The sequence below is a fragment of the Pseudoalteromonas rubra genome (assembly GCF_005887115.1).
Classification (GTDB): Bacteria; Pseudomonadota; Gammaproteobacteria; order Enterobacterales; family Alteromonadaceae; genus Pseudoalteromonas; species Pseudoalteromonas rubra_F.
On record NZ_PNCJ01000011.1, the window covers coordinates 1 to 26,193 of the forward strand.

Below are 26,193 nucleotides of genomic sequence, written 5' to 3' on the forward strand. Positions count from 1 at the left end.
ACCATTTATTCTTTAGTTCTGATCACCCCTCTGATTTGCATTTTCCAAAATAGGTTTCGCCCTGTAAAGCTTTTAGGCTGGTTACTCATTTGTTTTATGCTTAGTATAACTTTAATTTCGGGTAAGTGACCTAACAAACTGTTTTAAATGACGTCCTAGAGCTTGGTAGCGACAGGGCCCTTCCTATTTCGGCTAAGCTTTATAATTGAGAGTTGATTGCTATCGAGCAAAGCTTCAGTTGCTTTCATTAATGAGTTAAGACGCCGAGCATGAATTTGGGGGCAGTTTTTTCTGAGCATATCGTGTAGGATGGTGGTATCACGCATGGTGTTGTTATCTGGTGAGTTTTTGCGGAATAACTGGATTAAACAATGCTAAGCGTATCTATCGCATTGATTTTAAATATGAATATCTGGGGATTCTTCAGAGTAAGGTGTCATAAAATCACACGCGCTACTTAATTTATAGGGAGATTTATAATGCTTGTAAAATTTCTATTTTCGGTTTTAGCGTTAAGTGCTATTTCAGGGTGTGCCTCTTGGGTAGCTAGTGATCAAAGCCAACTAGCTCAATCGGGCACAGGATCTGATATAGATTCGGGTTTGGTAACAGCATACACAACTAATCAAACCGCAGTAGTTGCTCAACTTAAAACTTTGACGGGGGTAACTAGCCCTAGTTGGGACCAAATTATATCAGCAGGCTTGCAGTATGCAGATGCACGCTGCTCAGATTATGTTGAATCCTTGTATTGGGTAAATAAACAATTAAAAGCGGATGTTAGAGATGTTAACTCTGCAGGAACACTTGTCACCGGTGTTATGGGGATCGCGAAATCAGCGGCTTCTGAAATAGCTGCTGCAGCTGTATTGTTTGGGTATGCAGAGGAGTCTATTAACAACTCAGGCAGCCGTGTATTATTTGATCTTGAGCCATCATCCATCAGGTCTTTGGTTGAAGGGAGTCAAAAAGCGTTCAGGGGAGCTCTTTTAACAGGGTACAATGATCAAGCCGGCGCTTTTTCCGTAATTAGAGAATATATAGCCTTGTGCTTACCATCTACAATTGAGGCCGAGATAAATAATGCGGCTAAAAATGCAGTTCAAGTCGCCGCTAGCGGGAATCCAGCTACTGGAGAACCACCTAAAGTCTCCGTAAACGCTGCTCAAGTTAATGTAAGTACTCATACCTATGACTCTGATGTTTATAGTTTGCTTCTTAAATTCTATGCATTCCCGGGGGGGGTTAAGGATAACGCAGCCTATACTCAACTACAGAACTGGATGACTTCTAAGGGTATCAATGATCCTGTGGGCATATTCTTAATGTCAGGAGGTTATAAAGAGCAGTGGAAAACAGCGGTAGAATTCTTGAGAGTAAATGGAAACCCAAGATTAGATTAGGAGGTTATTATGAGCAGAAGATACGAAATAAAAGACATTCCTGAACACGAGCTAGAGGCACAAATTAAAATCCTTAAGCAGGATGGTGCAACTGAAGTTACCTCAAAGCGGCAGCCGAATGGGAAGTACACAATTGTCGCAATTTATCCTGAGTAATGATTCATAACGCCGCGTTGTACCTTACTAGCCGGTGCAACGCGGCGTTATGTGGCAATTGGAAAGCCATAGCGATTGCCATATTTGTATTCACTGCAGTAGTGCCTGGTGGCTTCACTCTTATTTTCGGGGTTGCTTTTACTATTCAGCATTTTAGTGTTGTGCAGCTTGTATTTTCAACAGGCTCATTCGCCTTGCTACTGTTCATGCTTTACCCCGTTTTTATGTACGCATTTAAGTCTGATGAACTTTGGTTAAAAAACACCAAGTAATTCTATTGAGAAATGAGAAAAAACAGGCCGTACCTAGTCCTCGTCTGGCATATCTACTATTTTATAAACTCTATCAATGTGTTATCTCTGTATGATTAAATTTTCTAGTGCACTTTTGGTATTCATGCTTCTTCCTCAGCTTGTCTACGCTTGCATGTTTCCAGAGCTAGGAGAGGAATATGATGCGTTAATTAAAATTGAAAAGCAGCAGGGTGAAAATACGTATAAACTCTCAGTTCCGCGGCTCGTTAAAAATTCTAGTGGCTGGCCAACTGTTACTTTAATCTACTCTTCTGAAGATTCAGATAAAAATGTAGGGAAGAAACTCTTAGTGACGGGGCGCTGCTGTCGTGCTTCCCACAAAACGTTATTCGCGAGGAAATAGTTCTGAATAGCACTTGGGAAAAAGCAGTAGACTGGATATCAAGTGACTTATAGGGCGAGAGAACTTTTCCATAGAAGTATCAGTGATGTGGGAAACTGAGGTTTGTTTAACAGTTGGACGTGCAGAAATTATCAAGTAGTGTGCGCTGAAAATGACTAAGTCGTCAACCGATCACCATAAAGTTTAATCTGCTTGTATTTAGTTGTTATTGAGCAAAGTTTCGGTTACCCGCATTGATGAATTGAAGAGCAGTATTTGCAGAGCACATCGTGTAGGCTGGGTGTATCACACTCGGTGTTGTTATTTAATTTTTTGTTGGCAAAATAAATTGGAGCAGGCAACACCATGTGTGGCTATCATATTGACTTTAATTATAAACTCTGGGAATTGCTCTGGTGAGGGGGTTATTTGGGTGGGCTGGTGACTAAGTTAATTATTTCAGTATTACTTTTTGTTTCTCTAAATACCCACTCCAGAGAGTCAGCGTTAGATGTCGATTTCTTTTATCTTCAGTACATTATGGAGAGTGTTCGAAACTACTCTCCCGGCAAAAGTGAATGCAGATACACATCTGGCGATGAAACACTGCTGAATGAGTTTTTGAACGCAAACAATAAAGGTGTTATCAGGGCTAAGTACTCTGGCATTGATAAAAGTGAGATAAGGGTATTTATACCTCTTCTTAAGTGGAAAAGGCCGGGGCTATATTTGACTATCAAGCTAAGCGGTAATCTTTGCGAAAGTTTTACACTGAGTGAGGTGATGAATTAAGCTAGGCCCGTAAAAATGACAAGAGGCTATGGCGTCAATCGCTAAATCTAATTGGGTGACGCGTTCCCGGTGCTTTTTAAATTTACTTGTCTTTCTATCTGAACTAAAAGGCAAATATCTGTCAGGCCCTCTGAGCAGGGTGTTGTGAACCCGGTTGAGATTTGAACGTATGTCCCGACTAATATGTAAACAGTGTAAAAGCGCCATAGTGGCAAAAGACCTTAACCCATAAGCAAGACATAGAAGTTATGTATGTCCTGTTTGTGGTACACCTGTTAAAGAGCAAAAAGAAAAATATATCATTGTAGTTGTTTTAGGTATTTCTGCTATTTTGTTATCAGGTACTATCTATAGTGGCTTTTCAAAAAGTGGTTTTGATTGGTTTTTGGAAAACATTAAATCATTGCTGTTCATTGTTTTTTCATCAATTTCAATGGTTTTCAGTGCTTATCGGAATTCAAAATATAAACCAAATCCGAACTTTTTGGAGCCTAGGCCCTGGCCGCTGTTGTACAGTATTTCTTTAATTGTCCTGGTATTGGCACTTTTAAACCTGTTAGTGCACCAATAAGCTTGAATACAAGGGGTTAGTGGGCCATGTTTGTGCTTTACTAAGCTGTTGCTATGCTCGAGCGTTGGCTTGTACAAAATGCTACAAGTTTGAGTCATGTGGATTTTGAAAGTGGCATGCCATTGCCAGGTTTCAACTGCAACGTTGTCATTGACCTTTCGGGCAATGCCAGAATGTGGGTTGTAACCCACAATGTGATTCAGGTTGGTTTAGTGCGCGCGAGAGCCAGACATATTTAAAAAGTATTAAAAATGGCCGGTATGGACAGTTGTTTCTGGGCACATCTGGTAAGCCCTCAGGGGTTAACATGGAGGGAGATATTTGAAAGTAATTTTAACGTTGGCGTTGTTATTTATTGCCGGCTGTTCTCCAAGTTGGAAAGAGTCGCCATATGAAGTTTACTATATCGATGGTACTAACACGCTAGGTTACTCACTGGGTGGTGGCGGTTTTATCAGCCGGTTGGATGAGCCAAAGCTTATTTCATCAAACTCAAAATATATTTCGGTGTATGCTTGCCCAACAAGCACTTGCTCGTACTTTTATATAGATAAGGTCAATGATCATCAGTTTGCAGAGCACAACGAGTTTGTATTCGGTCCCTTTACCAAGCGGCAATTCTCCCATCTGAAACATAAGCTTGGATTGCCACTATTAAAGGATGAGTCGTAATCTATCATAGGTAATGAGTGTCAGGTTTATGTCAAAGTCTGGGAATCTTGTAAATAGCCTAATTTTGCGCTGGGCGGTTTCAGTTATAAGTGTTTCGATGCTGGTGGTTTTTGTGTTTTTTATTCACTCAAAGCAACCTGTTTGGGCGTGGGTGACAGGTGTTGTGTTCATCGTTTTTAGCGCAGAACATCTCTATAATTTTGTCTCTCGTACTCGTATTTTGCGTTTAAATCGACTTTCAGGTTCAAAAACTCAAAGCGTGTTAGCGTTGCTATTACCGCTTTTGGCATTGTGGATGTTGTATCATGTGTTTGGAATATAGCAATGGGCAGTAGTACTGGCTGGCGCTTTATGAACCTGGCCTTGAGCTGTTAGGTGTATAACGACTGCTCATGTTGAAATGAGCTGACCGAGGGAACTAAAAATGGATGCGCTTTTAACACCCATGCTTATGCACATTTTGTTGTGTGCAGTACTTTATGTACTCTTAACGCTTGCCAGAGCGCCTGCTGTTTGGGGTCTGGGTTCCAGGCAAGATGGCTCAAACCCTTTCGAAGATATTCAGCCAAGGATCAGTGCCAACCTTAGCAACCAGTTTGAATGGCCTGTATTTTTCTATGTTGTTTGTTTAGTTTTGATTTTTACAGGTGAAGCTATTAACCCAATTCAGGGATATCTGGCGTGGGTCTTCGTCCTTGGTCGTGCTGTCCACAGCTGCGTTCAAGTGTTTACATCCAATGTCAGGATGCGCGGTATTGTGTTTACCATTAACTTTGTTGCGGTATTGGCCATGTGGGGCGTGCTTTGCATTGACAGGGGCATTATATAAATTAGGTTTTATAGAAGTTTTTACACGAAAATCAGAGATGAATCGATAGGGCTGTCTGGCCATTTCACCAAGTATCTTTTTGCTTGCGCTACGCGTTCATTTTAATAAAAAACCGAGGGCTCCAATGAGGGTTTCTAAAACAGAAAAGCAGTTTTTGATTTTTAATTTGCTGGGAGCTTGCGCTTTTATCTGGATTGCTTCTAAAACCTGGATTCATCCTGAACTTGTCGATGTAGGTGGGGCTAGTGCTGGAAGCGCAGTGGTTTGGTTTTTTACGGCATTGCCTGTTTTAGTTGTGTTTCTTGTAATTAATCCTGTGATAATAGTATTTGCCATTGTACGTTGGGTGAAAGCACGAAGTTGGCCACTAACTTATGTTTCGTTACTATCTCTGCTGATATGGCCTTTAGTTATTATGATTGATAGCTCCAGACATGGATTGTAAAAAGATTATGTTTAGCATGAAAAATCGATTGCTTGCATTCTCACTAAGATAGGTAGTGTTAGGCATTAATATACCCATGTTGGAGCATTGTTTACAAATGAAATATTTAACCACAGCGCTAATCTCTTTGTTTTTGAACTTTTTTGTCGAAGCCGGCGATTGTAAGAAGATATACTCAAACGAACACTTTTATCTATGTACTGAAGACAATGTGGATGGTGCGTTGTTTCCTTTTCCTGTCTACGATGTTTATGCTGTTCACCTCAAAACTGGAAATAAAAGCTTTATTGCGTACGAGAGTTTTGTTAATGATGTCTCTAAGATAACCAAAGTAAGCAACGACGAGTTTTTCTATAAAGCTTATATGGGGGGCAATAGTCCACCATCTGAAAATCGTCACGTATTACTGGTCATCAATCAGCTTGAAGTTAAAAATGCAGGCGTGTTTTCTGGGTATGAAGATATAGACAATGATGGCAAGCTCGACTACTTTTTACTGTCTTTATCTGAATCGGGTTCAGCGAGTGCTTTCGACACATATACTAAAAGTAAGCTAATACTCAAAAGCAATGAGTTAGTGAGAGCAGAGTAATATTTTAGCAAGGGTACTATAAGGCTGCTCTCCAAAGTGCGCCCCTTTGTTGTTAGCTCTTACCTGCGTTAATTTCTTTCGGAGTTAGTTTGAAAGGTCTCTATGCTCTATTGTTAAGGCCTCATATCTGCATGGACTGACAGGTATATTTTATGGCAACACACAACAAAATTAAAAAATTGAATGCTGGCAGGGACTATATTGCCGATCATTTTCAGGGGCAGCTCTGTCTATCCGATATCGCCAGGAGTTCATACATGTCTCCTTATCACTTTTTGCGTGTGTTCAAAGATATGTATGGAGAAACCCCCAATGAGTTTCTGGTCCGCCTGAGAATCGAACAAGCTAAGAAAATGCTCATTACCGAAAATCTGAGTGTCTCTGAAGTGTGCGAACAGGTAGGGTACGCAAGCCTTGGTAGCTTCTCTTCGTTGTTTGCAAAGCAAGTGGGTATGGCACCGACTTCCTATCGCCGTAAGCTTTGGGCTTTGTCTTCAGAGGCATATCGTTTTCCCGCGCAGGCTATACCGGCATGTTATGCTTATCACTTTTTGGGTAAGCTGACAAAATGAGCAATATTGGAGAAATATCTTTTTGATTGTTTCTATAGAATAAGAACAAATCAACTACAGGAAATAGGAAAATGATCACATCTATAGCGCATGCCACAGTATATGTACTAAATCAGGACGAAGCGCTTGATTTTTATAAAAATAAGCTCGGGTTTGAGGTGGGTGACGATATGAAGGTGGAAGGAGATTTTCGATGGCTCACTGTTTACCCGAAATCTAAGCCACAGCTTCAGCTGGTATTGGCTGAGCCCAAAGAAGGCCCAATGTTCAGCAAAGACGCTGCCGAAAAAATACGCAGTTTAATTGCAGAGGGCGCATTTGGGGCGGGTGTATTCGAAACCGAAAATTGCCAACAAACCTATGAAGAACTGGTGGACAAAGGTGTGGAGTTTATCCAGCCACCAACAGAGCAGCTATACGGTATCGAGGCGATGGCGCTGGATAACTCCGGTAACTGGTTTAGCTTGGTGCAGCGATAACACATACTCCAACAATTCGGCAGGGTCATTAATGACCTTGCTGTACGACGCTGGTGTTGCATCCCACCTTTTAAGTCTTTCATTCACTCCTCTACTTACAACTTGTCAAACGCAATTAATTTTTATGAGGGTGTGATGAGTAGTCCGGTCACTCCCCCATAAATTGCCACAGCTTCTTTGAATAAAAAATAGTATTAGCTGTTTCAGCAATTCTTGGATCTTATGTACATCTAAAGGCTAACGGCTTTAATACATCGCTGATATCACAGAGCATTACGTACAGATAGTTTCGCCCAAGAGCTTCTCTGGTACTGCTCAGTCTTTTCCGAGCATTGAATCGTTATCTTTCTACCAGCAAGGCCATTTACCTTATGGTGTGGTTGAATTCTATGCCAACCCAAGCCTTAGCGACCGGAGCAAATGCAATAACTCTGTAGCATTGGATATGGGAATAGATGGGGTGGATACTTCCTCCTGGGTTCAGCCGGTAGCGGTTGAAGCGCCCCATGAATCCGAAGCTACTACAACACAAACTACGGAAAAGGTGGTAAAACTAAAGATAAAGCCATGGTGGAAAATTTGGTAACCCCAGCACTTGGTCCCGTCGGAGAAATTTTACTGTGGTTATATTTGTGTTACACGGCATAACGTCACCGGTAAAACTTGTCTTTCAGATCGGGTATCAAATAAAAAGGAAAACTGATGAGCCGCATTTTTTTATCATACAGACGCAAAGACTCACAAGATATCACTGACCGTTTATATGATGTAGTGATAAAGAAATTTGGAAAAAGACATGTCTTTAAGGATGTTGACTCTATACCCCATGCCCAAGACTTTAGGAAAGTGATCGCAGATTCAATATCTGAGTCCAAAGTAGTAGTTCTTATTATCGGTCCGGATTGGTGCGGTTTTGAAGATGGTGGCGATGAACCAAGAATTAAAAGTGAAGATGACTTTATACGCATTGAGGTCGAAGCTGCATTAAGGTATCGAAAGCCAATACTGCCCGTTTTTGTGCGAGGTGGTAATATGCCTGATCCGAATATTCTGCCAGAGTCCATTCGCGAAATCACACTTATAAATGGCATCGTTGTTCGTCCTGACCCCGATTTTCACCGTGATGCAAGTAAACTGGTGAATACGCTGACAGATATTACACCTCCAAAGCGTATTTGGCCCTTTGTCGTCGTTACCTTGCTCTTGGTTTCTGGCATTGTCTACAGTATCTACAGACCCACACCTTCTGTTATTCAGGTAACCCCTGCACCTGCTATTGAGAAAGAAATTGATATCGACAAGTACTATGGACAAGTATACGGCCTCGACGGGTATCAGCTCAAGGCCGGTTTATCCCGACTTACTAGACAGGATCATCGAATATTTGGACAGAAAAATTTAAACGATGTTATCCGTCATGTTTATGAGGATCTGTATGATACAGACCAGTTGAGAGTCTTTTATGACGCTAAGATGGTCAACAAGGAGTTTGGCCCAGGCTCAGGCTCCGAAGCACGCTGGAATAAGGAGTATATATGGCCAAAATCATTTGGCGCCATTTCTTCTAATGCTGCAAAAGCGGATCTGTTTAACATAGTGCCAGCTGATCCGCGCCAGAATGCAAGAAGAACAAATATGCCTTTTAGTGATGTCGTTAGAGCCGGTTTCTATCAACTGGAGCCAAGTACGCAAGGTGACATAAGAGGCGATGTGGCCAGGATACTTATGTATATGGCGGTACGCTATGAAGGCATAGGTGGTGAACCCGATCTGGAACTCACAGATAGCGAAACCTTTGAAGCAGGAGACACAAAATTTGGCCCACTGTCTATTCTTCTTGGCTGGCATTTGGCTGATGGTGTTAGCATCAACGAAAAAGAAAGAAATGACAGAATCTATAACATACAGGGTAATCGAAACCCGTTTATTGACCGCCCAGATTTCGCCGAAAAAATATGGGCAAGAAAGTAATTCCATACGCGCCCTTTAAGGGGGCATTGGAGTTTCTTTGAACTGAGTATGGAATTCAGCTTTTAACGTCAACGATTTATCTGTTTAAACCTTTTTAATATGTCCTGCGTCTTATCAAAAAAATACCCATTTAAATTAAGGAAAGAAATGAAAATTATAACCTTTGTATTGGTGGCCCTGTTCCTAATATCTTCTCATGCTGTTGCACAACCAAATAAGAAAGTACTGGTTGTGGTGTCGAGTGAAGTTGACATGGGGGACCCTGAAAAGCATGACGCCAGAAACAATTTATGGGAATTTGCACCGCCATATCATATTTTTGTGAGCCATGGTTTTGAAGTTGATTTTGTCTCACCCAAAGGGGGCAAAGTAGAATTTATGATGGATCCGCTGGGGATCAGCAGTTATACCATTAAATATGAAGGTTTTCTGGAGCGAGCAAACCGCTCATTGACACCTGCCCAGGTCAATCCAAGTGACTACTGGGGCGTGTTTATCGGTGGCGGTTATGGGGTAATGTTCGACGTAGCAGATAATACTGGCATACAGTCTATTATCAGACGAGTTTACGAGTCGGGCGGCATTGTCGGAGTGGGTGGCCATGGTGCGGCGGGTATTGCAAACGTCATACTATCGAACGGTGAGTTCCTGGTTAAAGGCAAAAAAGTAGCCGGCTTCCCTAATTCGACTGAAAAGTCGAAATCCTGGGCTAAACAGGGCACGTTGTTGCCTTTTCTGATTGAAAGTCAGCTGAACAAAAACGGTGCTTTCGCGCAAAATAAACAGACGCTCAAGGATAAGCATGCTGTGATTGTCGATAAGCGGATAGTATCAACGATGTTTTTGCCCTCTGCGGCGTTGGTTGCCAAAGAAATGATCATTGCAAACACACAATAGAAATACTCCGTCTTGGCATGGTTGGTATCAGCTACCATCGCAGATACCAGCTACTCCAGCCTGTTACCTTTCATCAAAAAAATGCATTGATTTAAACTGATTTATTACGCGTGACTTTTATCAACAGGAATTAACCATAAGCCACTGTTGTTCAACCTTATCTATCTCTTTAAATGCTGTAACTCCACCCCTTGTTCTTTACTTACAAGCAAATGGGCAGGTTTGTACCAGATATAATAATATCTGCATCTGCGGAAGTGGGTATACAAAATTCAGGCTGCTGTATTTATCTTCTCAATTTATTAGATTGTCGAGAAAGTTTTTTCCTGCTATCTGGTGTAAAATCCGACGCCTTTATTTGGTGGATGTAAATATCGTTACCAACCAACTTGGCGCAATAGGCGCAGTAACTATGGAAAGATACAATGGCTAAATGCCCTTTTGTTCCTGATTCATTCGACCCGCCTGTTCGCTTTGAGACGCGGCATTTCTATTTTTGTACTTTAGATAGCAGCGTAGCTACAGCTGATTACGAAGCGGTTATGTCGAGTCTGAGCAGCTTACCGGGGGTATTTGGCCCAGACTTTGACTGGCCAAAGCCAGACATGACCTTGAATGAGAGTCTGCAAAGCCTGAAAGTGCACGAGCGTGAGTTTGAATTGCGTCAGGCGTTTGCGTATTCCGTGTTTGATCCCACGCAGAGTAAATGTCTGGGCTCTGTATACATTGACCCAAGTCGGTCGCCACATTACGACTGTGAAGTGTATTTGTGGATCCGTACTGATTGTCAATCGCAGGATGAGCTATTGTTCAACACTGTTCAAAACTGGTTGCAGGAGTGCTGGCCCTTTGAAAAAGCCGCGTTTCCGGGCAGAACACTCTCATGGGAAGAATGGACACAGAGTTAGGTGATATGCGGTATAAGACTAATTTATAAAAGGAAAGGTAATGAATAAAATATTGATAATGGTGGTGGCATTTTTCTTATCGGCGAGTGCATTTTCAACAGAGTCGCTCTTAAGTGAGCGAGCGTTTACTGAAAATTTCATAAAACATATTAAGAAGAACGGGAGTAAAAGGGACTATGAATTTGAAAGTGAACTAAAAATCAGAGCGAAAGATGATAAGAGTGGTGAGCATATTATTTATATGGGAAGTGCTTACGATACTTACCGCTCTGGGCACAAAACCTTAGAGCAGGTCTATACGAGCTATTCTGCGGCGTTAAACAATCAACTAACTGCACTGAAAAATACAGAAGTTCAGACCATCATGCCTGTCATTAAGCCAATTGATTATCTTGAAGGCGTTAAAAGACAGCTCAAGGAAGCTGGCTATGAGGGAGAGGCCCTGCCATTTTTCTACCAGCAACTCAACGAGGACCTAATCAGGCTGTTTGCCTTTGACTCTGAGGATAGCATGCGATTTGTATCGCCGGATGATGTTAAGCGGCACGATATTGAAGCCAATATCTCGGATATTGCCGGTCAAAATATGCGTCGTTACTTTGAGAGTTTTGATACTGGGGTACAGAAGCTGGATACCGAAGGTGAGGGAGACGTCTATGTCTTTGTGGCTGATGATAACTATGAAGCCTCAGTGCTAACTGTCTTCGATCATTTGCAAAGTAAATTGAATCTGAAAGGCGAGCCAATCATCTTCGTACCCGCAAGAAATATAGTCATTATTGCCGATATAACGGAGCTCGCTGCTGTACAAAAAGCACATATGATAGCCGTGGGTGTCTACTCAGAGTATAGCTATACAATCTCACCTCATGGCTACGTTTATCAGGAGGGAGAGTGGATAAGGATCACGCCTGACTTGTCAAAGGAATAAGTTAATACTCAGTGTGTCAGGAGTGTTTTCTACAGCTGGCAATATGAAGTGCTATACAAAGCATTTATGCTCGGTATAGCACTAAGCGTGCAATCACTCCTGATCGTGAAACATTTCTTCGAGCTTAAGCCCGGTCAATTTTTTCAATGAATTGAGCAGGTAATAGAGTGCGATAAAAAAGACGATCATCGTCGGCACCATGATCACCGGATAGCTTAGTGCGGTCATTCGACCCAGCTCATTATTGTAAGCTTCTGTACCCGCAGGGCTGACCACTATCATTTTGGCCAGGATATAGTTCAGTGCAGAAGACAGGAAAAACGCGCTGGCGAGAATTTTTGACGCGCCCATCTGAACCTTGCTCAACTTATCACTGTTGCCTTTTTCTGCCAGTGCCTTTTCTATGCCTTCAATGTCCATAACCGTGTCGTTAAACATCAGAGTTTTCAGCAAAGGGTACTTAGTATATTGGCTGACAATAATACCAATACCGATAAGACCCGGGATCAGCGCTTCTTTGATGGCGATGTACTTAGCATCCAGCTCCAACAGACTGATCCCACCGGTGAGCAGTACAGAGACAATCCCCAGTCCGGAAATAAAACTAAACTTGCCGGTATTCTTGCGCTCCCAAAGGCCAAATCCGAGAGGAAAAAGCAGTGCGATGACCACACCGAGTGCCGGACCCAGATATTGCTCGCCCGAAAATTTTGTCAGGATGACCACTGGAATAATAATGTTAAATATCATCTGGCTGAAAAAGCCACTTTGTTTCTTATTGGACGACGACACTTTGTCCCCTGTAGTTCTAAACAACGAATGGCCTGAGTTTACGGCAAAGCGGGGCAAAAGGGCAACTTTGGGTGTAATACGAGTCGCTGATAAAAAAGAAGCTGCATATAGCAGCTTCTTGATAGCAAGAGAATGAAGGGTTAGTTACAGAAGTTCTTAACCCAGGTTAGATCATTCACTCGATGCGGAACATGGAACAGTTTGGTTGCGGCAGCAGTTTGAGGGTCGATCTCGTAAATCGCTGCATCGGCATTGCGCTCACGGCCTGAAACGTACAGTGTCCCCTCAGGTGAAATAGCCAGTCCGGAAGCCCAGTTTACGCCATGCTTGCCTATCAATGTCAGTTCAAGGTTTGCATCTGCGCTGTACAGTGCAGTACCAGTCAGAACATACAGCGTGTTGCCGTCTGCTGAGTAGGCAATATCGCCATTTTTAAAGTTTTCATCTGAGGCTTTCATTTTGCCCAGTACGCGCTTTTCACCCGTTGTTACGTCATAATCGTAGGCGTAAGTACGGCTGGTGGCTTTTAGCACGTCACCGGATACATCATAAGCCAGTCGGATCACTTTATAGCCGTCGGTGACAGACTCCAGTGCTTGTGTCTGCGTGCTGAGGTCATAGCTGTAAATATGAGAAGCGCGTGTTTTACTGCTCTGCTGATCAATAAAATACAGTTTGCCGTTGTGTGAAGCGATATTCGACGCTGTATTGTTCAGGTTGATCACTTTGTCAGACTGACCTGAGCTTAGATCTATCTGGTGGACATAACCCTGTTCAGCGTCACCGTAATAGTTAATGGCATATAATCCGCCCTTACAGACAGCGTTGTCACTTGGTAGCTGACCAATGAAGGATCCGCCGCGTAATTCCATAGAGCCGCTGAAGCTGTTCGCAACAATGGGCATAGTCGCTGTTCCATGGGGAGCCGTAATATCCGCTTGAGGTGCTAAAATCACGCCTTCCGTTTGCAAACCCGCCAGATTAAGTGTGGTTGCATCCACAAAGTTAAAAATAGTGCGATGTCTATGCTGGGTCAGTGTCGCGTAGCTTTTGTTATTCAGAGGCGCAAAGTTGTGTCCATCACCTGAGATATTGAAAACAATCGTGGCCTTGTCTGGAATACCCGATACATCAAAGGTGTGGCTAGCCTGGACGTCCTGACCAGATAAATTAAACACCTGCAATTCGCTGCTGTTGTCACCTGTCAGGTATAGACCACCCCATTGCTTCAGGATGTCACCAGTTTGCGGCAGGGTTGCAAGGCTGGCTGAGAGTGCCAACATATCAGACTGAGCATCAGCAAAGTCAACAGGCAGGGTCGTGGCGTTGGCAGTCACCTGAGCGCCGGCTTCTAAACCTAAACGTACTGCTTCGCTGATTTTATCTGTCTGGCCACCCGCAATGATATGACCGACATATTGTCTGCCATTGATGTACTGAATGTCGCCACCAGCAACCAGGTAGTGTGCGTTCAGGGCACTGCTATGGCCATACCCGATAGAATAGCCATTGAGGCTGACGTCATCGCCTGCAAACACAGCACCCAGTGCATTTCCCGATGTTGAATAAAAATCATCAAACACCAGCGCGGCATAGCCTTTATTTAGATCATGCTCAGATGATGCGCTTACCGAAAATGCACAGGCAGCCAATGCGCCTGCGAACAGCTTTTTCTTCATTAAGTTCTCCACGAGTTAGGCCTGCACTGATACTTGAGCGCAGCTGCCCTTGTCAAAAATTCGCCTATTCTAGTTCTTTTATACTAATTTGTCTCTACTTTTCTTTGTGTTTGTACCTTATTTGTGATCTTTTCAGGTTCAGCGTGAGCCGGAGGAGAACAAAAAGTGAGCTATGTCAGAAGCCTGGAGCAAACAGTGCTGTGCCACTTTGATACTGATAAAAATCCCCTGTTAGGTTTCGCAACAGACCGATGCGCTTTTGTGTATAAAGCGTCTGAGTTGTTTAATTCAGTGGATCCAATAAACTGCACCAGTTGGACATCAAAGTGCCCCTCAAGGACAATAACAATAATTACAGGACCTCATCATGGAAATCAGAAAGCTCAATACCCTGAGAGGGATAGCTGCATTAATCGTTTTTGTAACCCACTTCAGTGATATTACACAGTGGCTTGATGGCGCACTCGGAGGCGGGGCAGGTGCATATGGTGTCATGTTGTTCTTTATGCTCAGCGGGTTTTTAATGTCACACCTTTACCTTGCACAAGAATTAAATGGGCGCAGTATTAAGTACTACGTACTGGCCCGGGTTGGCAGGGTCGTACCACTCTATTTGCTGGTTGTGCTCACGTCATATTTGCTCACCTTGTCCGGGAGTGACTGGCTTTATCATATCCCTGACTCTGAGGCTTTGCTGGGTCATGTGTTGTTTCTCTATGGTGACAGTGTGCTCTGGTCAATTCCGCCGGAAGTGCAGTTTTACTGTCTGTTCATATTATTCTGGCTGCTGGCAAAGAACAGACGTGGCTATATCTACCTGCTGATCGTGATAGTCATGCTGGCACTATTTTTTACCAATTTCCCACGTATTTACGGCGACCTTAACGGCGTACCTTACAACCAGTTTAATGTGCTGCGCAGTCTGCCTTACTTTTTTGTTGGTGTCGTATTTGGGTTGCATTACAAAACTCTGGTAATTCCTGATTATCTGAGAAAACATGGGTTTGTTGCCGCGCTGTGCTTAATTCCGCTTATGTACCCCGAATTATCGCCTGTGACTTCAGATGCCAAAAACCGAATGTGGCTGAGTTACGAAGTACTGCTGGTGATGAGCACAGTGTTTTTCTGTGTGGTTTTTCTGGTGCCAGACAATAACCTGTTGCTTGCCAACACGGTTGGAGATTTCTTTGGCAAAATCTCATACTCCCTGTACCTGTTGCATATGCCAGTGATCCTGCAAGTGAACCGCTTCGAACTGGCTGTAGAACTGAAGCTTATACTGTCTTTAATTCTGAGTGTTGTGTGCGCTTACCTCTCCTTTATTTGCTTTGAAAAACCGCTTGCCAGGCTTATTCGTGACAGAGCTCATGCACAGCATAGTGCGACTATGGCTATCTCTGATCGATGAAGGTTGAACGTTTATCTCACTTTACAGGTGATTAATCGAATTCCTTGCCATTTTTTGTGAACTCTCGCCCCAAATTCGGGTCAGGTTTACAGGTAGCCGCTTATTGCTGGTTTTTGCGCGGCTTGTACACCCAAGACACTGGTTATTCAGGGAGCAAGTTATTTCATTATGGGATCAGATAAGTCACCTGCATTGAGCCTGGGCGAGCCGCTTCAGGTATGTGATAAGCAAAGAAAACGGGCAGTGCGTAAGCGCTGGATCTTAACCGGCTCAACCAGTGCGGTCTTAAAGCAGCTGACCTTACCCATGCTGTGGGCGATTCTGGCCTTATTCAGCGCCGACCTGATAGAACTCTATTTCGCTTCGCGTCTGGGGGTGGATGAACTGACCGCAATGAGTTTTACCTTGCCTATTCAGGCGACCTTATTTGCATTTGCCATAGGCCTTGGCATTGTGGTTGCCACCCGGCTGACACAAGCAAAAGAAGTGGAGCAGCTGGCTGCTGTGAGCCTGATATTCACGGCACTCGTTGGTGCCGTTCTCGCGATTTTTATTTGGCTGGGTTTACAACCGTTGTTGACGATGCTGGGGTTTTTAGAATTTACCGCACGGGAGCAAGTCTGGCCTGCGCTTGAGCACTACATGCAGTATCGTCTTGGCGCGGTGGTGTTTTTCTTCATCGTGATGGTTGTGTTTGGGGTACTTCGTGCTTTTGGCAATATGCGTGGCGCCGCACAGTTATTGGTGTTATTTGCCGGGTTACAGATAGTGATGAGCGCTGCGCTATATACGCCCTGGGCGCAATCAGCTTTACCCTTAAGTGGGCTGGAGCGTCTTGGGGTTGCCCATTTTATAGCGGCAATGAGTGCAAGTTTGTACGCTCTTTACTTGCTGCGTGTTAAAGAAAATATAGCGCTGAAAGTTCATCTGTTGTCACAGCAAAGTCGCCAGGCGTTTCGTCGTTTGTTCAGACTCTTCATTCCAGTTGTCGCTATGCAACTACTAACACCGCTGGCCCAGTCGTTATTAATGATGATCGTGGCCTCTCAGGGCAGTGACGCCGTTGCAGCCTTTGGCGTGGTGATGCGCATAGAGCCGCTTGCGCTGCTGTTGCCTATGGTGCTGACCACTTCACTGCCTATCTTCGTCGGCCAAAACTGGGCTGCGAACAAATCATTGCGGGTGCGCAGAGGAATAAAACAGGCGCTGGCCGTTTGTATTGTCTGGCAGGCCGCCATAGCAATTGCCTTATTCTGGGGGGCCGATATGCTGGGTGTTGGCTTCTGTAAACAGTCTTTTGTTAGCCAGTCAATTGAGCTGGCGATGTGTATTCTGCCGATATCTTATGCGGCACTGGCAGGTGTGATGCTGTATGTGAGTTGTTGTAATGCCATAGGTCGCAGTGGGTTAGCGTTGAATGTCACGCTGGTGCGCTTGTTTGTGTTGTCGCTGCCGGGGGCGTTTATTGGCGCTCAGCTCAACGGCTTTCAGGGTATTGTCTGGGCACTGGCATTGGCAAACTTTTTGGTTGGAGCGTGGTTGTTGTATGGGACCATGCATTCACGCAGTATGCAGCCAAGAGTAGCCACAGGCTGATAAGATACGCAGGGCCTGATAAGTCAGGCCCTGTAACCGAGCGGTGTTACTTCAGGTCGATACTTAAAGCGCAATGATCTGCAAGCATATTGTCTGGGGTCATGTCAGCAAAGTAGTGAAACTGAGCACTGCCTGCCTGATAGTTTTCTTTCATGGACTTAGCCACAAGAATATGATCAATCGGTGCCGGATAGTAGGGGTGGCAACCGGTTAGCATTTGATTTGCGTTGAACACGGGTGCTTTATCCATATTATTCGGATGGGCATTTGCAGCACCCTGAGGGTAATACAGATCTCTGCTCAATCGGTTGTAAGGCGCAGTCAACCTGTGGTTAAAGTCACCCAGCACGATGAAGTTGGCTTGCGCTTTGGCTTTTTTCTCGACCCAGTTATCTAAAATAGGCGCTTGTTGCGAAAGTATCTTACAAGCTTCTTTGTCGGAGCGCTTGTAGTCATCTACAAAGCAGCCACTTTTCAGGTGCACGTTCAACAAGTGAAGTGCTTTTCCCTGATAGCTAAGCTGGATCTCAAGGCCATTTCTGAGGCCCGGTTTAATAGTTGAGAAAGTACTATGCTGGACGACTTTATCAATGGTCAGGGGCTTTTTCACCACGAAAGCCACTTTTTGTTGCGTTGAGTCATTACCACTTTTTCGACAAGTATAGGTTTTGCTGTCGGCCCTGTCCGACATGACGATATGCCAGTGCTTATCTGAAAACACCTGACTGACGGCTGCCGCAGAGGCTACTTCCTGTAGCGCAATCACATCTGCATTTAAGGCTTGCGCATACTTTGTTAAGGCTTTGATCTCTTTTGCCTTTCTTGGTTTGCATCCGGTTTCATCAGATGCCGATAAGTGCTCAATATTCCAGGTTGCGATACGCAGTGCTTGATTCGGCGTTGTATGGCCCTGATGAGAATGAGACAGAGCCGGTGTGGCAAATAACAGTGCACAAAGTGCCATAATCGGGGTGTGGGTTGAAGGGATCATCGTGCTTTTAAATTCATAAAATTGCAATAGTGTTATAGTGTATCAAGATTATTGCTGTTTGATGATACAAGTTAGAATATTTGCGTTAAATTCATCAAAAAATCAGACGTTCTGTTACTGGGTTTTCGAACATGTCGTTCGTCCACAGTGGGCCAATAAAAAGTCAATCAGCACCCGCACGCGCCTGGCTTTGTTAAACTTAGCTTAATGACGAATACAAATATGATTGTGGGAGTTGGCATTAACACGACTCTTACAACCATATTTATGCGCATCTTGCAGGAGCTGAGTGAAATACACTCGTATTTAAAACTCAGTGATTACGGTGACACCAGGTAGCCTTATTTCATCCATGGTCGTCAGGATATTAATTGAACTGGCCAGATCAACCTTACGGCCAATCAGCTGTTCGGGCTGTAATTTTCCTGACAAGATCATTTGCAACATTGCCTCATAGCGGTATGCCTGCATACCATGACTGCCTATGATTTCAAGCTCTTGGGCGATCACTTTGTCCATTGGCAGGTTTGGTTTCGCATGGTCAGCCATTAATAATCCTACCTGAATATGTTTGCCACGGTTACGTAGACTGTTGATTGAGTTTATGCAGGTGGTTGAATGTCCAAGTGCGTCGAGCGATACATGCGCACCACCTTGTGTTAATTCAATGATAGCTTGCGGTAGGTTTTGTGTTGTTCTTGCGTTCAATGTAATCGCAGCACCTACCTGTTTTGCAAGCGATAGAGCTTGGTCTGAGATATCGACAGCAATGACATTAGCGCCTGCTGCATTGGCTATCATTATTGCTGAAAGCCCAACCCCTCCGCAACCATGTACAACGACCCACTGTCCGGCTTGAACCTTACCTTGATCTACAACCGCTCTGAACGAAGTAACAAATCGGCAGCCTAAACTGGCTGCTGTTGCAAAGTCTATCTGTTGAGGCAGGTGGACTAGATTCGTATCTGCGTGGTCTACCGTGACATATTCTGCAAAAGAGCCCCAGTGAGTAAATCCGGGCTGGGTTTGATTTGGGCAGACCTGATGGTCACCTGCGTTACAATCGACACAGGTTCCACAGGCATTGATAAAAGGAACTGTGACGCGCTCACCTACCTTGAAATGTCTTACCTCTTTGCCCACTGCTTCAATGACACCTGAAAATTCATGCCCAGGCACATGGGGTAATTCAATACCTGGATCATGTCCCATCCACCCGTGCCAGTCACTCCGGCAAATTCCAGTCGCTTTTACTTTAACTACAACACCGTGTGAGGCTGGCTCAGGGTCTGGCACTTGAGTGAGTATCGGTAAAGCTGAAAAACTCTCGTAAACAATGGCTTTCATTTGTGACTCCTGTAAGGACAAGCTGATTGAGTGTTTAAAAAACTATACGTCAGCGATGTGAAATTACCTTGCTTTTGAAAGTGGAAAAGACATCAGTTGTGAAATACTCTTCTATTAAGATTGGTTGAATTAGAGAGTTCTTTCTATGTACACCTTAGATAAGATAGATAAGCGAATTTTGGCGCGTTTGCAGCAAGATGGTCGACTGACCAACGCCAAGCTGGCGGATGAGCTGTCGCTGAGTGAAACACCATGTTGGCGTCGGGTAAAAAAGCTGGAAGAAGCGGGCGTGATCGAAGGATATCAGGCTCGTCTGAATCGACAGAGCCTGGGCTTTGGCGTTGTCGCATTCGTTCAGCTAACCTATATTGCACACGATGAGGAAACAACCTATGCCTTTGAGCAAGTTATCCGACATTGTGACTATGTACTGTCATGCCACAATACAACAGGGGAGGCGGACTTTTTGCTACACGTTGTTGCACGCGACCTTGATGATTACAGTAAGTTTGTTGATTCTGTGCTCAGAAAACTCAAAGGGGTTTCATCGATTCGATCGAGCATTTCACTCAAAGAAGTTAAGGGATCTTCACAGTTACCGGTAGTTTGATGTCGTCCTAGGTCGCTTGATTACTCACTTTATTGAAAAGTAAACTAGCTAGTGTAAAAATACCCTCAGTATTAACCTTAGAAAATCACTCAATACCATGACCGTTAAAGTTACCCGCAGTATGCTAAAGCGCCAGGCCATTATAGATGGTGCCCTGAGCGCGTTTCAGCAATATGGTGTCAGTGACACCAGCATGGACAAGATTGCACAGACAGCTCAGGTCTCAAAGCGCACTGTTTACAATCACTTCGAGAGCAAGGAGCAGTTAGTTACCCATATTATCAAAGAGATTTGGCGTCAGAATATCCTCACCTGTGAGCTTGAGTATCAGGCAGATATGGCGTTGGATGTGCAACTAGCCGCCTTATTAAAAAATGAGCTGGACTTTCTGAGTAATCAAAACTTGCAGGAGCTTATCCGGGTAGCGATTGGGTATTGCCTGTTTAATCCTGAGATTTTTACCGCTGAAATGAGCGAGTTTTTCGAGCAGGAAACTGCGTTAATCCGCTGGATAAAGCAGGCGGTTTCAGCAGGTAGACTGCGTCAGGTTGAACCTCAAAAGGCACATGCCCAGTTGATCAGCCTGCTGAAAGGGCAGGCATTCTGGCCACAGATCTTACACCAGCAACCAGCATTAACGAATGCGCAAATTGAGGAATTGACGGAGGATACAGTGGCTTTCTTTCTGGCGTATTATCAGGCGTGATTGTCGGGTCACAGTAATACACCATATAGTATTGCAAAAAAAGCAAAACAAATAGTTCCCAAAAAGGGGGGATTTCTCTGGGGTGAAATTCTTAGTTGTTGTATTATAAGGTTTTACCTTAAGCATTCTACAACGATGAAAATAACAAAACACCACTTCTTTGCTCCTTTATTGCTGTGCGGTGCATTAAACGCACAGGCTGTTGAATTTCAAGTCGCAACTGGAATTGGGACTCAATATGGCTTTTTAGGAGCGCAGTTAAATGCCATAGAGGGTGATACTAAATACTATGTGTCCGCGGGGATACTGGGCGCTGGGCTAGGCTTTAGCACTGCGTTTTCAGACGATAAAAAGGTCGCCGTGGGTGCCGCCGTTAGCCGCTTTTTTGGCATCTTTGGCTCACATACAGATATCACGGGGCTGACGCTTAATTATCGAGCCAATGGTTTTGCGAGCCGGGGGTGGGACTTTGGCATAGGTGTAGGCTACTATGAGCGTACAGAGAACTCCTGGTCTTCAGGAGACAGGTTCGAGAGTGGGGCTGCGCTTACATTCAACGTGGGTTACGCATTTTAATTAAGGTGTAACCGCTTTTGGTAAATAAATCTTACAATTGAGACTTGTAATTATAAAAGGTGTGCTCAAAAATTAGTCGGTATTTTGATGATGTAATGGAGCCAACGGTTCTGTTTCGTCAATTTTCACAATATAAGGAAGCACACTATGTGGAAAACGCTATTTGCCAAAAGCCCACACTATGATGGGATCAGACCTTTCAATATCTATTTTATGCGTCTAATTTATATCCTGATGGTATTTGTACTTGGGCTGGATGTATGGGGACACATATTAACTTATGAAGGAGTATGGGAGGAGAACGAAGCAATGGCCTGGAGTGTGTGGGCTGCGTTTTCTGTACTCGCTTTGGTGGGGATTTTTCGCCCGGTACACATGATCCCAGTCTTGCTGCTGGAGATTGTATACAAATTAATATGGCTGGTTCTGGTTGCATATCCGTTATGGCAGGCAGATAGGCTAGTTGGCTCCGGGCTTGAAGAAACCACGTTTGCTTTTATTCTGGTGATACTGCCGATCCTGGCCATACCATGGCGTTACGTATTCAATCGTTATATTTATACTACAAAAGAGACACAACCATCTCCTGGGTGACGAATAATTGGTCCATGTTTTCATAAAGTCGTAGCCCAGCCGAAGGATCTTGAGGAGCAATGAATGACTTTACGTACACTGGTTTTACTGGTCACACATGGCCTGGTTGGATTTGCTGGCTTCGCAGCTGGTATTTATATGTTACCCATTTTAACCGCGCCTCCTGCGCCGAATGAGGGGGCGGTCACCGCGGCATCCCTTGGGGCTGATTATTCAGCACAGTTTCGAAAGTCGTTGCAAGGCAGCGATGCCCTGCATTGGGGAGAAGGTATGGTTTCTATCAGCAAAGATCACATTACCCTGCTTGGCGAGCTCGCCCCTGGCCCGGATTATCGTTTATACCTGTCTCCTCAGTTTGTGGAAACTGAAGCCGATTTTAATCGCCTTAAAGCCAGCATGGTTGAGGTCGGTGATATCAAAACGTTTAGTAACTTTGTGGTCGATGTACCTGAGCAAATCAACCCGGCGGATTACAACACTGTGATTGTCTGGTGCGAGGCTTTTGGCGAGTTTATTACGGCGGCTCAGTACCAGTAGTGTTTAGCGTTGTATTCAGAAAAAAGAGGCGCCATTGTGGCGCCTTTCAGAATAGTTAATCAGTTACCGTTCTTGGGGTGTTGTGGGCAAAGAGACTCCAGTAAACGTCATTTAATAAGGCATCATCAGACCAATCAGGACTAAATTGTGTGGTAAAGCTACCCTGACCATCATAGTTACGATTGCCATAGTCGCCGTTGTATAAGTGGAACACGACCTGAGCGACCTGCGCTACCAATTCAATGTTGCCATTATGCCACCTGGCCTGAATATCAGCCGGATAAGCGGCGATATTGTCTTGTTTAGCGCCATTACCATCATAGTCGTGGAAAATAAGGGTACCGTTGTGCGCTGTCATATAGTCATGATCGGTCGATGCTATGCCATCAATGGTGCCATGTTGGTAGGTATTGATAAAGGTGCTACGGCATACATTAGTGTCTTCTTTGTTAAAGCTGATTTGTTTCAGATCTGCCGTACTGAATCCTACAAAGCACAGCACTGTGCCATCGTCTTGTGCTAATAAATTACTGAGTGCAGTGGGTTTGACGGCTGTCACTTTTTCATTATACATGGCAGGTGAATGCCATTTTGTTTGTGGAGCCTCTACGGTGGTAATGCGGCTTGAGTTGTAGTTCTTTTCCACATAGATGCCATTGTGTTCTGTTACAAACACCATATACACATCGTCATTTATTTTGTCGATAGAGATGAACTGAACCGCGGAGTCAAATTCTCCGAGGATACTATATGAGTTTCTTGTGTAGACCTTGGCATCATTGGCTGCGATGAGTAGGTCACCTGAATAGGGGTCGAAATGAATACTGGTAATGGCCCCTTTTTGAAACTGACAGTAGTCGGTCCAGCCTTTGTTGACATCACCTATGTTATTTAAATTCAGACTTTTTATCGTACCATCTGCAAACGCTGCATACAGTATTTGCTCTGCCGAGCCACCAACGACGATACTAAAGGGCAGCTCGGGCCAAAACGTGGGAAATAGATTAACATGAGACCAGTATTCAAATTCTTCGCAATACATGGCCAGCTGCACACCTTCATTTACATAATGGAGTCGGGATACTTGCACTTTGGAGGCTGTGGGCAGGGCATAGAAAACAGGCGCATCGCCAATGTTTTTGTGTTTTATCTCAAATCCTTTAGAGACGGTTTGTGGTAACTCCCCCTGACTTGCATAAGAGATTGCAAAGGTTTTTCCGCCAAGCGTAAAGGCATGGAGTGATTTAACTGCGCCCTTAGCCTCAGAGGCATCTATACCATGTTGCCATTTTTTTGCTTATCATTATAGATGGCAACAGCGCCACCAAGATGGTCTTCTTGATGGGTCCAGTCGAGGCTTGGGCTGAGCTCCCACAAGGAGTTAAAGAACGCTTTCCATTCGAACTGATTTTTAGTCACAATTTTGCGATCACCCATTCCGACAAACAAAAAACCATTGACATAGGCCAGTGACAAAATGCCGCCAGAAAAGCCGGGGGCGGTCGGATTATCTTGCAACAGCTTTGCCTGTTCGACTCTGCCAAAGCCACTGTCGGCGTAGACTATTTTTACCACCAAGTTAGACGATAGACCTAGGAAAAGCACGTGCTGGTCATCAATATCGGACTGAACATTGAGTACTGAAGTAACAAATCCGCCAGCATTCGCAATTGTTTTAGCGACTTCTGGAAAAGACTCGAACAAAAATTCAGCGTACTGACTGGGGCCGTCACGATACCCGTCATTCTTTGGCTTGTTGTAATTCGACACATACATATAGAAAGAGAAGTTATCGACAGCGCTATTATTTTGAGCAGTATCCATTTGACGTTACCTTAATTTATTTGCTGATAAGAGCTCCAGGCTCATTCGCAGTATCTCGTTCCGGGAGCGTAAGTTAAAGATAGTGTAATGCTGTCGTAATGTAGTGATGTTCAGTTATATTTTGAGATAGAGCGTCACAAAATAGTCATTGAGTGTTCCCACTTCGGTAATAGTGCACCTCTATTGTTATTTCCCTTAAGAATAATAACGCTTTCTTTTGACGTAAACTTAGGAATAACAATGAAAAAAATAACTTCACTCTCTGCTGTTGTCGCGGCTTTGTTTTTGGCTGGCTGCGATGACGACAAAACCGAAGTGGTTGAGGTAGAAAAAGCAGTTGTTACCACAGACACTAAAACTCAGGTGGTAGAAGTCGAAAAAACAGTAGTAGTGACCGACACGGTCACTGAAATCAAAACAATTGAAGTACCGGTTGTGGTTGAAGTGCCAGCGGGTGGTGCTAATAATATGCAGGTTGGCACACGCCCGGACTTTCTGATCCAGGACATGGATGAAGGCGAGTTAAAAGACAAACTGGCGCAATGCTCGAACGGTCCATTCTATAAAACTGACTTTTCTATTGGTCACCGCGGTGCACCAATGCAATTCCCTGAGCACACAAAAGAGTCTTACCTTGCGGCAGCTAAAATGGGCGCAGGTATTCTTGAGTGTGACGTTACCTTTACCAAAGACAAAGAGCTGGTATGTCGTCACTCTCAGTGCGACTTGCATACCACCACGAATATTCTTGAAACTGACTTAGCGCAGAACTGCTCTACGCCGTTTGAACCTGCAGATCCTGAAAATGGAGTTGTGGCAAAGGCTAAGTGCTGTACCAGTGACATTACTCTGGCGGAATTTAAAACGTTAGAAGGTAAAATGGATGCGTCGAACCCAAATGGGACCACCGTTGCTGAGTATATGAATGGCACGTCTAAGTGGCGCACCGACCTGTATGCCAGCCGTGGCACACTTATGACTCACGCTGAAAGTATTGCCTTATTCAAAGAGCTGGGTGTAAAAATGACACCTGAACTTAAGTCACCATCAGTGACCATGCCTTTCGATGGCTTTTCTCAGCAAGACTACGCGCAGAAGATGATCGACGAATATAAGGCGGCAGGTGTTGAACCTAAGCATGTCTGGGCACAGTCGTTTAATCGTGATGACATTAATTACTGGATTGCGCAAAACCCTGAGTTTGGTGCACAGGCAGTGTACCTGGATGACCGTTATGACGCACAAACCGCTGCCAATGAGCAGGGGGTCACACCACAGCAGCTGGTTAATAACCCTGAGTTGCTTGTTCCAACTATGGCTGAACTGGCGGCTGATGGCGTGAAGATCATCGCACCTCCTATGTGGGTACTGGTCACCGAAGAAAATGGTGAGATGGTGCCTTCAGCCTATGCTAAGGCTGCTCGTGAAGCTGGGCTTGGGATCATTACCTGGACGCTGGAGCGCTCTGGTCACCTTGCCGCGGGTGGTGGCTGGTACTACCAAAGCGTCAACGGTGCACACCGTGGTGAAAGCATGATAGACAATGATGGCGACACCTTTAAGCTACTTGATGTACTGGCTAAAGACGTGGGCGTAATGGGTGTATTCTCTGACTGGCCTGCAACAACAACTTACTACGCAAGCTGCATGGGCATGCCTGCGAGCATCTAATCCAACTA

Annotated in this window: 27 protein-coding genes and 1 pseudogene; 21 read left to right on the plus strand and 7 right to left on the minus strand. The window is 44.3% G+C overall.

The features are described from left to right. Nucleotides 1-161: 161 nt before the first annotated feature. Nucleotides 162-326 (minus strand): annotated as a pseudogene (locus tag CWB98_RS24400) (IS4 family transposase); the annotation flags it as partial. Nucleotides 327-479: 153 nt separating this feature from the next. Here CWB98_RS24400 and CWB98_RS07245 point away from each other — a divergent pair. The 13 genes from CWB98_RS07245 to CWB98_RS07300 all read left to right on the plus strand — a co-directional run bounded on the left by CWB98_RS07245 (nt 480) and on the right by CWB98_RS07300 (nt 11,854). Then, entirely contained in the window at nt 480-1,403 is a 924-nt protein-coding gene (locus CWB98_RS07245) for a hypothetical protein (RefSeq protein ID WP_138544250.1), read from the plus strand. 9 nt (nt 1,404-1,412) lie between these two features. Next, nucleotides 1,413-1,559: a hypothetical protein gene (locus tag CWB98_RS23905; protein WP_171045606.1), complete on the plus strand. Its 147-nt coding sequence runs from the start codon at nt 1,413-1,415 to the stop codon at nt 1,557-1,559. Nucleotides 1,560-2,636: 1,077 nt separating this feature from the next. Then, nucleotides 2,637-2,987 carry a hypothetical protein gene (locus tag CWB98_RS07250; RefSeq protein WP_138544251.1) on the plus strand — a complete coding sequence of 117 codons (351 nt, stop codon included), beginning with the start codon at nt 2,637-2,639 and terminating at the stop codon, nt 2,985-2,987. An 892-nt stretch (nt 2,988-3,879) separates the two neighbouring features. Further along, nucleotides 3,880-4,230 (plus strand): hypothetical protein, encoded by a 351-nt coding sequence (locus tag CWB98_RS07255; RefSeq protein ID WP_249364636.1) that lies wholly within the window; start codon nt 3,880-3,882, stop codon nt 4,228-4,230. A 424-nt stretch (nt 4,231-4,654) separates the two neighbouring features. Further along, nucleotides 4,655-5,059, plus strand: a complete 405-nt coding sequence (locus CWB98_RS07260; protein WP_138544252.1) for an MAPEG family protein — start codon at nt 4,655-4,657, stop codon at nt 5,057-5,059. A 124-nt stretch (nt 5,060-5,183) separates the two neighbouring features. Next, nucleotides 5,184-5,504, plus strand: a complete 321-nt coding sequence (locus CWB98_RS07265) for a hypothetical protein (RefSeq protein ID WP_138544253.1) — start codon at nt 5,184-5,186, stop codon at nt 5,502-5,504. Between the two features lie 97 nt (nt 5,505-5,601). Beyond that, entirely contained in the window at nt 5,602-6,096 is a 495-nt protein-coding gene (locus tag CWB98_RS07270) for a hypothetical protein (protein WP_138544254.1), read from the plus strand. A gap of 152 nt (nt 6,097-6,248) precedes the next feature. Then, nucleotides 6,249-6,668, plus strand: a complete 420-nt coding sequence (locus tag CWB98_RS07275; protein ID WP_138544255.1) for a helix-turn-helix domain-containing protein — start codon at nt 6,249-6,251, stop codon at nt 6,666-6,668. Nucleotides 6,669-6,739: 71 nt separating this feature from the next. Beyond that, nucleotides 6,740-7,147, plus strand: coding sequence for a VOC family protein (locus CWB98_RS07280; protein ID WP_138544256.1), 408 nt, complete (start codon nt 6,740-6,742; stop codon nt 7,145-7,147). Between the two features lie 702 nt (nt 7,148-7,849). Beyond that, on the plus strand, nt 7,850-9,118 hold the full coding sequence (locus CWB98_RS07285; RefSeq protein ID WP_138544257.1) for an endonuclease: 1,269 nt from the start codon (nt 7,850-7,852) through the stop codon (nt 9,116-9,118). 147 nt (nt 9,119-9,265) lie between these two features. Continuing rightward, nucleotides 9,266-10,015: a type 1 glutamine amidotransferase domain-containing protein gene (locus CWB98_RS07290; protein WP_138544258.1), complete on the plus strand. Its 750-nt coding sequence runs from the start codon at nt 9,266-9,268 to the stop codon at nt 10,013-10,015. Nucleotides 10,016-10,440: 425 nt separating this feature from the next. After that, nucleotides 10,441-10,923: a hypothetical protein gene (locus CWB98_RS07295; protein ID WP_138544259.1), complete on the plus strand. Its 483-nt coding sequence runs from the start codon at nt 10,441-10,443 to the stop codon at nt 10,921-10,923. A 40-nt stretch (nt 10,924-10,963) separates the two neighbouring features. After that, the gene (locus tag CWB98_RS07300) at nt 10,964-11,854 is read left to right on the plus strand and encodes a DUF1444 family protein (protein WP_138544260.1); all 891 of its coding nucleotides are present in this window, start codon (nt 10,964-10,966) and stop codon (nt 11,852-11,854) included. A 93-nt stretch (nt 11,855-11,947) separates the two neighbouring features. On the opposite strand, the gene CWB98_RS07305 is transcribed toward CWB98_RS07300, so the two are convergent. Beyond that, a complete protein-coding gene (locus CWB98_RS07305) occupies nt 11,948-12,604 on the minus strand; it encodes a VC0807 family protein (RefSeq protein ID WP_138544338.1) in 657 nt (218 codons plus the stop codon). A 182-nt stretch (nt 12,605-12,786) separates the two neighbouring features. After that, nucleotides 12,787-14,325, minus strand: coding sequence for a choice-of-anchor A family protein (locus CWB98_RS07310; RefSeq protein ID WP_138544261.1), 1,539 nt, complete (start codon nt 14,323-14,325; stop codon nt 12,787-12,789). Between the two features lie 367 nt (nt 14,326-14,692). Here CWB98_RS07310 and CWB98_RS07315 point away from each other — a divergent pair, with 367 nt between their 5' ends. Both CWB98_RS07315 and CWB98_RS07320 read left to right on the plus strand, forming a co-directional pair. Then, the gene (locus tag CWB98_RS07315) at nt 14,693-15,733 is read left to right on the plus strand and encodes an acyltransferase family protein (RefSeq protein ID WP_138544262.1); all 1,041 of its coding nucleotides are present in this window, start codon (nt 14,693-14,695) and stop codon (nt 15,731-15,733) included. A gap of 168 nt (nt 15,734-15,901) precedes the next feature. Further along, on the plus strand, nt 15,902-17,329 hold the full coding sequence (locus CWB98_RS07320) for an MATE family efflux transporter (protein WP_138544263.1): 1,428 nt from the start codon (nt 15,902-15,904) through the stop codon (nt 17,327-17,329). A gap of 46 nt (nt 17,330-17,375) precedes the next feature. Here CWB98_RS07320 and CWB98_RS07325 read toward each other — a convergent pair whose 3' ends face one another. Beyond that, nucleotides 17,376-18,320 carry an endonuclease/exonuclease/phosphatase family protein gene (locus tag CWB98_RS07325; protein ID WP_138544264.1) on the minus strand — a complete coding sequence of 315 codons (945 nt, stop codon included), beginning with the start codon at nt 18,318-18,320 and terminating at the stop codon, nt 17,376-17,378. 306 nt (nt 18,321-18,626) lie between these two features. Then, on the minus strand, nt 18,627-19,667 hold the full coding sequence (locus CWB98_RS07330) for a zinc-dependent alcohol dehydrogenase family protein (RefSeq protein WP_054015710.1): 1,041 nt from the start codon (nt 19,665-19,667) through the stop codon (nt 18,627-18,629). Nucleotides 19,668-19,812: 145 nt separating this feature from the next. Here CWB98_RS07330 and CWB98_RS07335 point away from each other — a divergent pair, with 145 nt between their 5' ends. From CWB98_RS07335 to CWB98_RS07355, 5 genes are all read left to right on the plus strand, one after another. Further along, a complete protein-coding gene (locus CWB98_RS07335; protein WP_054015711.1) occupies nt 19,813-20,277 on the plus strand; it encodes an Lrp/AsnC family transcriptional regulator in 465 nt (154 codons plus the stop codon). Nucleotides 20,278-20,374: 97 nt separating this feature from the next. Continuing rightward, nucleotides 20,375-20,983 (plus strand): TetR/AcrR family transcriptional regulator C-terminal domain-containing protein, encoded by a 609-nt coding sequence (locus tag CWB98_RS07340; RefSeq protein WP_138544265.1) that lies wholly within the window; start codon nt 20,375-20,377, stop codon nt 20,981-20,983. A 135-nt stretch (nt 20,984-21,118) separates the two neighbouring features. Then, complete coding sequence (locus CWB98_RS07345) at nt 21,119-21,559, plus strand: hypothetical protein (RefSeq protein ID WP_138544266.1); 441 nt, start codon at nt 21,119-21,121, stop codon at nt 21,557-21,559. 147 nt (nt 21,560-21,706) lie between these two features. Next, complete coding sequence (locus CWB98_RS07350; protein WP_138544267.1) at nt 21,707-22,153, plus strand: hypothetical protein; 447 nt, start codon at nt 21,707-21,709, stop codon at nt 22,151-22,153. 63 nt (nt 22,154-22,216) lie between these two features. Next, the gene (locus CWB98_RS07355; protein WP_138544268.1) at nt 22,217-22,690 is read left to right on the plus strand and encodes a DM13 domain-containing protein; all 474 of its coding nucleotides are present in this window, start codon (nt 22,217-22,219) and stop codon (nt 22,688-22,690) included. Between the two features lie 55 nt (nt 22,691-22,745). On the opposite strand, the gene CWB98_RS07360 is transcribed toward CWB98_RS07355, so the two are convergent. Next, nucleotides 22,746-23,732 carry a hypothetical protein gene (locus CWB98_RS07360; protein WP_138544269.1) on the minus strand — a complete coding sequence of 329 codons (987 nt, stop codon included), beginning with the start codon at nt 23,730-23,732 and terminating at the stop codon, nt 22,746-22,748. A gap of 230 nt (nt 23,733-23,962) precedes the next feature. Continuing rightward, the gene (locus tag CWB98_RS07365) at nt 23,963-24,514 is read right to left on the minus strand and encodes a hypothetical protein (RefSeq protein ID WP_138544270.1); all 552 of its coding nucleotides are present in this window, start codon (nt 24,512-24,514) and stop codon (nt 23,963-23,965) included. Between the two features lie 240 nt (nt 24,515-24,754). Between CWB98_RS07365 and CWB98_RS07370 the strand changes: the two genes are divergently transcribed. Beyond that, complete coding sequence (locus CWB98_RS07370; protein ID WP_138544271.1) at nt 24,755-26,185, plus strand: glycerophosphodiester phosphodiesterase family protein; 1,431 nt, start codon at nt 24,755-24,757, stop codon at nt 26,183-26,185. Nucleotides 26,186-26,193: the final 8 nt, after the last annotated feature.

What these genes read in the sequence shown, in the direction of transcription:
- CWB98_RS07245 (WP_138544250.1), top strand. Translation starts at nt 480, where the DNA reads ATGCTTGTAAAATTTCTATTTTCGGTTTTAGCGTTAAGTGCTATTTCA.
- CWB98_RS23905 (WP_171045606.1), top strand. Translation starts at nt 1,413, where the DNA reads ATGAGCAGAAGATACGAAATAAAAGACATTCCTGAACACGAGCTAGAG.
- CWB98_RS07260 (WP_138544252.1), top strand. Translation starts at nt 4,655, where the DNA reads ATGGATGCGCTTTTAACACCCATGCTTATGCACATTTTGTTGTGTGCA.
- CWB98_RS07265 (WP_138544253.1), top strand. Translation starts at nt 5,184, where the DNA reads ATGAGGGTTTCTAAAACAGAAAAGCAGTTTTTGATTTTTAATTTGCTG.
- CWB98_RS07270 (WP_138544254.1), top strand. Translation starts at nt 5,602, where the DNA reads ATGAAATATTTAACCACAGCGCTAATCTCTTTGTTTTTGAACTTTTTT.
- CWB98_RS07275 (WP_138544255.1), top strand. Translation starts at nt 6,249, where the DNA reads ATGGCAACACACAACAAAATTAAAAAATTGAATGCTGGCAGGGACTAT.
- CWB98_RS07280 (WP_138544256.1), top strand. Translation starts at nt 6,740, where the DNA reads ATGATCACATCTATAGCGCATGCCACAGTATATGTACTAAATCAGGAC.
- CWB98_RS07285 (WP_138544257.1), top strand. Translation starts at nt 7,850, where the DNA reads ATGAGCCGCATTTTTTTATCATACAGACGCAAAGACTCACAAGATATC.
- CWB98_RS07290 (WP_138544258.1), top strand. Translation starts at nt 9,266, where the DNA reads ATGAAAATTATAACCTTTGTATTGGTGGCCCTGTTCCTAATATCTTCT.
- CWB98_RS07295 (WP_138544259.1), top strand. Translation starts at nt 10,441, where the DNA reads ATGGCTAAATGCCCTTTTGTTCCTGATTCATTCGACCCGCCTGTTCGC.
- CWB98_RS07300 (WP_138544260.1), top strand. Translation starts at nt 10,964, where the DNA reads ATGAATAAAATATTGATAATGGTGGTGGCATTTTTCTTATCGGCGAGT.
- CWB98_RS07305 (WP_138544338.1), bottom strand. Translation starts at nt 12,604, where the DNA reads ATGATATTTAACATTATTATTCCAGTGGTCATCCTGACAAAATTTTCG.
- CWB98_RS07310 (WP_138544261.1), bottom strand. Translation starts at nt 14,325, where the DNA reads ATGAAGAAAAAGCTGTTCGCAGGCGCATTGGCTGCCTGTGCATTTTCG.
- CWB98_RS07315 (WP_138544262.1), top strand. Translation starts at nt 14,693, where the DNA reads ATGGAAATCAGAAAGCTCAATACCCTGAGAGGGATAGCTGCATTAATC.
- CWB98_RS07320 (WP_138544263.1), top strand. Translation starts at nt 15,902, where the DNA reads ATGGGATCAGATAAGTCACCTGCATTGAGCCTGGGCGAGCCGCTTCAG.
- CWB98_RS07325 (WP_138544264.1), bottom strand. Translation starts at nt 18,320, where the DNA reads ATGATCCCTTCAACCCACACCCCGATTATGGCACTTTGTGCACTGTTA.
- CWB98_RS07330 (WP_054015710.1), bottom strand. Translation starts at nt 19,667, where the DNA reads ATGAAAGCCATTGTTTACGAGAGTTTTTCAGCTTTACCGATACTCACT.
- CWB98_RS07335 (WP_054015711.1), top strand. Translation starts at nt 19,813, where the DNA reads ATGTACACCTTAGATAAGATAGATAAGCGAATTTTGGCGCGTTTGCAG.
- CWB98_RS07340 (WP_138544265.1), top strand. Translation starts at nt 20,375, where the DNA reads ATGACCGTTAAAGTTACCCGCAGTATGCTAAAGCGCCAGGCCATTATA.
- CWB98_RS07345 (WP_138544266.1), top strand. Translation starts at nt 21,119, where the DNA reads ATGAAAATAACAAAACACCACTTCTTTGCTCCTTTATTGCTGTGCGGT.
- CWB98_RS07350 (WP_138544267.1), top strand. Translation starts at nt 21,707, where the DNA reads ATGTGGAAAACGCTATTTGCCAAAAGCCCACACTATGATGGGATCAGA.
- CWB98_RS07355 (WP_138544268.1), top strand. Translation starts at nt 22,217, where the DNA reads ATGACTTTACGTACACTGGTTTTACTGGTCACACATGGCCTGGTTGGA.
- CWB98_RS07360 (WP_138544269.1), bottom strand. Translation starts at nt 23,732, where the DNA reads ATGTATTGCGAAGAATTTGAATACTGGTCTCATGTTAATCTATTTCCC.
- CWB98_RS07365 (WP_138544270.1), bottom strand. Translation starts at nt 24,514, where the DNA reads ATGGATACTGCTCAAAATAATAGCGCTGTCGATAACTTCTCTTTCTAT.
- CWB98_RS07370 (WP_138544271.1), top strand. Translation starts at nt 24,755, where the DNA reads ATGAAAAAAATAACTTCACTCTCTGCTGTTGTCGCGGCTTTGTTTTTG.